At 70.8% G+C, this 6,000-nt stretch carries 9 protein-coding genes; all 9 read left to right on the forward strand.

The features are described 5' to 3' along the window. Positions 1–122: 122 nt before the first annotated feature. The 9 genes from ABGT83_RS03300 to ABGT83_RS03340 all read left to right on the forward strand — a co-directional run bounded on the left by ABGT83_RS03300 (position 123) and on the right by ABGT83_RS03340 (position 5,888). Positions 123–341 (forward strand): helix-turn-helix domain-containing protein, encoded by a 219-nt coding sequence (locus ABGT83_RS03300; RefSeq protein ID WP_015540314.1) that lies wholly within the window; start codon positions 123–125, stop codon positions 339–341. A 78-nt stretch (positions 342–419) separates the two neighbouring features. Continuing rightward, positions 420–668 (forward strand): helix-turn-helix transcriptional regulator, encoded by a 249-nt coding sequence (locus ABGT83_RS03305; RefSeq protein ID WP_144744817.1) that lies wholly within the window; start codon positions 420–422, stop codon positions 666–668. Positions 669–673: 5 nt separating this feature from the next. Beyond that, positions 674–1,189, forward strand: a complete 516-nt coding sequence (locus ABGT83_RS03310; protein WP_346685902.1) for a hypothetical protein — start codon at positions 674–676, stop codon at positions 1,187–1,189. 14 nt (positions 1,190–1,203) lie between these two features. Then, entirely contained in the window at positions 1,204–1,992 is a 789-nt protein-coding gene (locus ABGT83_RS03315) for an ATP-binding protein (RefSeq protein WP_346685904.1), read from the forward strand. A gap of 201 nt (positions 1,993–2,193) precedes the next feature. Further along, positions 2,194–2,727, forward strand: a complete 534-nt coding sequence (locus tag ABGT83_RS03320; RefSeq protein ID WP_144744830.1) for a peptide ABC transporter substrate-binding protein — start codon at positions 2,194–2,196, stop codon at positions 2,725–2,727. A 57-nt stretch (positions 2,728–2,784) separates the two neighbouring features. After that, positions 2,785–3,336: a hypothetical protein gene (locus tag ABGT83_RS03325; RefSeq protein WP_346685905.1), complete on the forward strand. Its 552-nt coding sequence runs from the start codon at positions 2,785–2,787 to the stop codon at positions 3,334–3,336. Beyond that, entirely contained in the window at positions 3,333–5,150 is a 1,818-nt protein-coding gene (locus ABGT83_RS03330; protein WP_346685907.1) for a VirD4-like conjugal transfer protein, CD1115 family, read from the forward strand. The genes ABGT83_RS03325 and ABGT83_RS03330 overlap by 4 nt, the downstream gene beginning before the upstream one ends. Positions 5,151–5,234: 84 nt before the next feature. Continuing rightward, positions 5,235–5,450, forward strand: a complete 216-nt coding sequence (locus ABGT83_RS03335) for a hypothetical protein (protein ID WP_006234636.1) — start codon at positions 5,235–5,237, stop codon at positions 5,448–5,450. 12 nt (positions 5,451–5,462) lie between these two features. Continuing rightward, on the forward strand, positions 5,463–5,888 hold the full coding sequence (locus tag ABGT83_RS03340) for a PrgI family mobile element protein (RefSeq protein ID WP_148331634.1): 426 nt from the start codon (positions 5,463–5,465) through the stop codon (positions 5,886–5,888). Positions 5,889–6,000 lie beyond the last annotated feature (112 nt).

The raw sequence follows: 6,000 nt of genomic DNA on the forward strand, positions 1-6,000 counted from the left end.
CGTCTCCGCTCCCGCCGGGCGCGCCAAGCGCCATCAGGCGGTTCAATCGTCGCGCAGACGAAAAGGCACACGGTGTCGTGCGGTGTCCTCGCGCGGTGCCGCACGGGAAGATTGGAGGAACCATGGCAAGCACAGCCGAATGCGCCGCGCCCGAGGGCAACCAAGATCGCGGCGAATGGATGACGGTGATCGAGATGCAGGAGTACATGAGGGCGAGCCGAAACAAGGCGTACGACCTCATCTGGTCGGGAGAGATCGACTCGTACAGGCTCGGAAGGAAGCTCCTGGTTTCGAGGGCGTCCGTGGACGCCTACATCGAGTCGAGGAGCGGCAGGAAATGACGGCGGCGACCGCCCCGGGAGCCGCCCGCGGCCGGGCACGCGAGGGAGCCTCGAGACGAAAGGAGCTCGAGGACGACCATGACCAAGAGCACTAGCAGGAGCCAGGTGAGGCTCATCGCATCGACCAACGCGATATTCGGCGCCGACGAGGCGTGCGCGATGCTGCGCATCAGCCGCGACGCCATGTACCGGCTCGCCAAGGACCCCGACGACCCGTTCCCGATCCGCTACATCGGCGGCAAGACGCGCGACGGCATCGTGCTGCACGACGAGCTCGTCGCATGGGTCGAGCGCAACAGCGTCGTCGGCTCGCCCAGAAGGGACTAGCGCCGATGGCGGCCGCAGGCCCGAGGGGGCGCGACAGCCCCTCCCCGCGCGAGTTCACGGCGGTACGGCACTTCATGATGGCGGACCTGGGCCTCTCCGGCCTTCCCCTGCTCGTCTACGCGCGCATCTTCGGCTTCTGCGACGGCGGGTGCGACTACTTCGAGAGCAAGGGCAACCTGGCCCGCTTCCTCAACGTGCAGGAGCGCAGCGCCCACCGCGCCATCCGCGACCTGCTCGACCGGGGCCTCATCGAGGAATGCGGCGTGCACGCCCCGGCGCGCGGGCATGCCACGAAGCGATACCGCATCGTGCGCGAGAGGCTGCCGCCCGGAGCGCTGGCAACCCCTGACGGTTCGTCAGGGTTCCAGACGCAAAAGGGTGACGAGATGACAGGGTTCGCCGAGAACAAGGGTGACGAACCGTCAGGGTTCTCAGCCCGAACCCCTGACGAGATGACAGGAAAACCCCTGACGATATGCCACCCAATAAGCAAAAGGGACAACAAGGACTTCAGAAGATAAGGAAGGGGCGCCCGATGGACCGAGCGGGACTCATCACCCTGGAGCAGGCCCGGGCGGCCGGGCTCTCCTTCGACGAGCCGGAGCCGAGGGCGTGCCCGCACTGCGGCGCCGCCCTCGATCCGCTCGGCGCGGCGCTGGCGGGCAGGGTCGCCTGGGTCTCCGCCGCCCCCTGCCCGTGCGAGGGCGCAGCCAGCGAGCGGGAGGCCGAGGCGCGAAGGCGCGCGGCCCTCGCCGCCAAGGAGGAGGCCGCCCGCCGGGAGAAGGCGCTCTCGCGCGCGGGCATCCCCAGGCGTTACTGGGCCGCCGAGGCCGACCGCCCCGAGTTCGCCGAGTACATCGCCTCGTTCGCGGGCAACGGGGGCGCCGGGCTCTACATACACGGGGGCGTCGGCGCCGGCAAGACGCACGCCGCCTCCGCCATGGCCAGGCTGTTCGCCGAGGCCGGCTACGACGTCGCCTTCACGACGGCCAAGGGCATGCTCGAGCGCGTGAAGGCCACGTTCGGCGAGGGCGGCACCGAGGCCGCCGTCGCGCGGTACGCCAAGTGCGACGTCCTCGTGCTCGACGACCTCGGCAAGGAGGACGCGACCGAGTGGTCCGTCGGCACCGTGTTCAGCGTGCTCGACGCGCGCTACGAGGACATGCGCCCGACCATCGTCACGTCGAACTACGCGCCGGGCGCGCTGGCGGACAGGCTCGCAAGGCGCGGCGAGCGCGTAACGGCAGAGGCGATCGCGAGCAGGATCTCCCAGACCTGCAGGCCCGTCTACCTGGGCGGAAGGGACAGGCGCCGGCTCGGCTAGCTTGTGCGCTTCCCGTGGAGGCGCGGACGGCTCGACCCAGCTCGACCCATCGCGGGCGGCCCCGCCCTCTGCCGCAATCGAAATCGCTATACACGTCTTGGGCGGCGCCGACGCGCCAGCACGCACGCCTGCTCCGACTCGCACCGTGCCCCCATCGCGAGGACGCCGCCCGCCAAGCAACAAACGAAAGGCGGAGAGCCCATGGACGGCTTCGAGAGGATAACCGGCCGCGAGCACGAAGAGCTCGTGGAGAAGTGCCAGGAGAACGGCTGGCTCAAGGTCGGCGGCTTCGACTGGCAGGACGACCCGTTCCTCGAGGAGTACGCCTACGAGTTCTCCCGCACGGAGAGCGTCGACAGGCTCCGCGAGGCGCTCGGCTCGGGCAACTGGGCCATACGCCAGGGGTTCTGCTACCGCGACCTCGCGTTCATCCAGCAGGTGAACGGCGGCGACGAGTGGTGGACGCTCAAGCGCGACGGCGACGCGTGGACCGGCTTCGAGAGCTGGAGCTTCGGCGCCATCGCCCAGGAGCCCGAGCGGTTCGAGCGCGCCATGCGCGACATGTGCGAGGCGACGCCGGAGCAGTGCCGCAGCGGCGAGTGGGCCCACCTGCACGAGAAGGCGCCCGAGCCGCTGGCGCAGCGCGCCGCGTCCGCCCGCGAGGCGAGCCGCGCGCACGCCGGGCAGGAAGCCCGCGCCCCAATGGCGCGCGAGAGGGCCGTCGGGGCCGAATAGGGACGACCGGGGCGCGAAGGCGCCCCTTTTTCATCTCGACTGGAAGGGAGGCGCGGGATGGCGAGCGACTACGGGGACGAGGCGGGCGGCAAGCTGCTCGACTGGATGCTGAGGATCGGCCAGGAGGCCGGCGCCGAGGCAATGGAGCGCAGCGCGAGGAAGCTCTCCGAGCGCCTCGCGGGAATCCGCGGGACCATCGCCGGCGGGCGCGCCGAGGCCATCGCGGCCGAGGGCGCGCCGACCTACGCGAAGCTCAGCCTCGAGGAGCTCTCGGGGCTTCCCGAGTACGCGACGATCAAGGAGGTCGTCTCCGACAAGCTGCGCGCCGCGTCGGTCGAGCACCACATCATCCCCGGCGAGGGCCGCGACTGGCTGCTCTTCAAGGTGGAGGACGCCCCCGAGGTCGACGAGGCCTTCCGCCAGCTCGAGCAAGAGACGGGAAAGGCCGCAGATCGCGCCAGGGAGCGGCTCTCCGAGATCGCCGAGAGGCGCCGGGCGCCCGAGCGGCTGGCGGAGCGCGCCGAGCGGGCGCGCGAGGCGTCGAGGGCCCACAGCCAGGGCCCCGGCCGGGACCGCGGCCCGCGACATATCGAGGGGCCCGAGAGATGAGGTGGCAGGCGGCGGCAGCGCTGGCCGCGGCGGCGTTCGCCGCGGGAGACTTCGCGGCCGCGGCCCTTGCGGCGTCGGGCGCGAGCCCGATCCTCGACCCGGAGGCCGCCATGGCGGCGATCCCGGCGGCGCTCCGCGCGGGGCGCGTATTCTCAACGGAGGCGCTTCCCCTGTGCGCGGGGACCGCCTGCGCGTGCGCGGCGCTCGTCGCCTGGGCGCGCTCCATGGGATCCAAGGGCGCCCGGCGCGACGGCGAGGAGCACGGTAGCTCCAGGTGGGCCACGCGCAAGGACATCGCGCCCTTCGGCGATGCCAAGGACCCCGACAACAACATCATCCTCACCGACAACGCGCGCATCCGCCTCGTGAGCCGCAGGTTCGACCTCTCCACCGACACCAACGACAACGTGCTCGTGGTGGGCGGCCCGGGCACCGGCAAGACGCGCTACTACGTCAAGCCGAACCTCCTGCAGGCCAACGCCAGCTTCTTCGTGACCGACCCGAAGGGCACGCTCATCCGCGAGATGGGCGGCGCGCTGGCGGAGCTCGGCTACGAGATCCGCGCGTTCGACACCATCGACTTCACGCGCTCCATGCGCTTCAACCCCATAGCCTACATACGCGACGAGGCGGGCGTCATCCGCTTCGCCCGCGGCATCGTCGCCAACACCGAGGGCGACGCCGACCACAAGGGCGACCCCTACTGGGAGAAGGCCGAGCGCCTGGTCTACACCGCGCTCACGGCCTACCTCGTCATGCACTGCGAGCCCGCCGACCGAAACCTCGACGGGCTGCTCACGCTGCTCTCGCTCGCCGACGCCCGCGACGACCCGGGCTACATGAGCCCGCTCGACATGGTGTTCCGCGAGCTGGAGACCGGCGAGCGCTACGTCAGGCGCGGCGGCGCCTCGGCGGAGGGCGGATCGCTGCGCGGCTTTTCCGAGGAGGACGGCGCGTGGGAGTGGGTCAAGGTCCGCGAGCCGGCGCCGCCCGACGACTTCGCGCTCGCGAGCTACCGCGAGTTCCGCGTGGCCGCCGGCGACACCATGAAGTCGATGCTCTCGAGCTGCAACGTCCGCCTGAAGCCGCTGTCCATCCGGGCCGTGCGCGACCTCACCTCCAAAGACGAGCTCGACCTCGCCCACATGGGCGACGAGGGCGCCAAGGTCGCGCTCTTCGCGTCGATGAGCGACACCGACTCGACCTTCGACTTCCTGTTCGCCCTGCTCATGGACACGGCCGTGAGCGCGCTTTGCGCCGAGGCGCTCGAGGCGCACGGCGGATCGCTGCCCACGACGGTGCACTTCGTCTTCGACGAGTTCGCCAACATCGGGCGCATACCCGACTTCGAGCGGACCATCGCGGTCACCCGCAGCAGGAACATCGCGGTCTCGATGATCGCCCAGTCGCTCTCGCAGCTGAAGGAGACCTACGGCGACAACAACGCCGAGACCATCGTGAACGCCTGCGACACGCTGCTCTACCTGGGCGGCAAGGCGAACGAGACCAACGAGGAGATCAGCAAGATGGCCGGCAAGCAGACGGTGGCGAGCGAGACGCAGAGCGACTCGCGGGGCGCCGGCTGGACCCGCACCGTGAACCGCGGCATCTCCGAGCGCGACCTCATACAGCCCGCCGAGGTGGCGCGCATGCCGCGCGAGGACGCGCTCGTGCTCGTGAACGGGTGCATGCCGCTCATGGACCGGAAGTACCGGCTCGAGCGCCACCCGCGCTCGCGCCTGCTCGAGGAGGCGGCGCGCCGCGGCCCGTTCGACTTCGCGGAGTACCGCAGGCGGAAGGACGGCGCATCGTGACGGGGCCGCGGAGGGCGCGTGCCTCCCCCGCCGCGGGGGAGGAGCAGCAAGGAACATCGTCAACTGAAAGCAAAGGAGAGCAGCATGCTCGCAAACGTCATCAAGCTCGTGTCGGGCTGCGTGACCTTCCTCGGCGGCTTCCTGGTCGTGTGGGGAGCGGTCTCGCTCGGCCTGGCCATCAGGGAGCAGCAGGGCGGCCCGCAGATCGCGACCGCCATTTCCACCATCGCCGGCGGCGCGATCATCATCGCCGCGTCGGTCTACTTCGGGCAGCTGGACACGTCCTGGCTGCCGGCATAGGGGGCGTCGCGGATGGCGCTCCGGATACCGGTCCAGAAGGACATCGGCGAGTACGAGGAGAAGATCGTCGGGAAGATGAGCCTGCGCACGCTCGCATGCGTGTCGCTCGGCTTCGGCAGCGCGGTCGGGGCGGCGGCCTTCGTCCACCTGGGCCTGCACGCCGACGTCGCGGACGCGGCCTTCCCGATCATGCTCTGCAGCATGCCGTTCTGGCTCGCCGGGTTCTGGCGGCCCTTCGGCATGCGCGCCGAGGAGCTGCTGCCTCTCCTGGCGGCACACGAGCTTTCCCCGCAGCTGCTCGCGTACGAGCCCTGCCTCGCCGCGAGCCTCCCCGAGGGCTCGCCGCGCCCGGGCCGCCCGGGGCGGCGCGCGAGGCGCAGGGCAAGGAAGAAAGGAGCCGAGCTCTATGAGCCGAGCAAGAACCAACAAGGAGAATAGGCCGAAGCGCCCGAGCACCCTCGGGCTGCTCCTCGGCGGCACGGGCGGGCGCAAGGACGCCTCGAAGGGCGCGGAGGCCGAGCGGCAGAGGCGCCGCCGGGAGCGCGACCGT

Source organism: Enteroscipio rubneri (assembly GCF_963929405.1).
GTDB lineage: Bacteria > Actinomycetota > Coriobacteriia > Coriobacteriales > Eggerthellaceae > Enteroscipio > Enteroscipio rubneri.

What these genes read in the sequence shown, in the direction of transcription:
- ABGT83_RS03335 (WP_006234636.1), top strand. Translation starts at nt 5,235, where the DNA reads ATGCTCGCAAACGTCATCAAGCTCGTGTCGGGCTGCGTGACCTTCCTC.
- ABGT83_RS03315 (WP_346685904.1), top strand. Translation starts at nt 1,204, where the DNA reads ATGGACCGAGCGGGACTCATCACCCTGGAGCAGGCCCGGGCGGCCGGG.
- ABGT83_RS03340 (WP_148331634.1), top strand. Translation starts at nt 5,463, where the DNA reads ATGGCGCTCCGGATACCGGTCCAGAAGGACATCGGCGAGTACGAGGAG.
- ABGT83_RS03305 (WP_144744817.1), top strand. Translation starts at nt 420, where the DNA reads ATGACCAAGAGCACTAGCAGGAGCCAGGTGAGGCTCATCGCATCGACC.
- ABGT83_RS03320 (WP_144744830.1), top strand. Translation starts at nt 2,194, where the DNA reads ATGGACGGCTTCGAGAGGATAACCGGCCGCGAGCACGAAGAGCTCGTG.
- ABGT83_RS03330 (WP_346685907.1), top strand. Translation starts at nt 3,333, where the DNA reads ATGAGGTGGCAGGCGGCGGCAGCGCTGGCCGCGGCGGCGTTCGCCGCG.
- ABGT83_RS03300 (WP_015540314.1), top strand. Translation starts at nt 123, where the DNA reads ATGGCAAGCACAGCCGAATGCGCCGCGCCCGAGGGCAACCAAGATCGC.
- ABGT83_RS03310 (WP_346685902.1), top strand. Translation starts at nt 674, where the DNA reads ATGGCGGCCGCAGGCCCGAGGGGGCGCGACAGCCCCTCCCCGCGCGAG.
- ABGT83_RS03325 (WP_346685905.1), top strand. Translation starts at nt 2,785, where the DNA reads ATGGCGAGCGACTACGGGGACGAGGCGGGCGGCAAGCTGCTCGACTGG.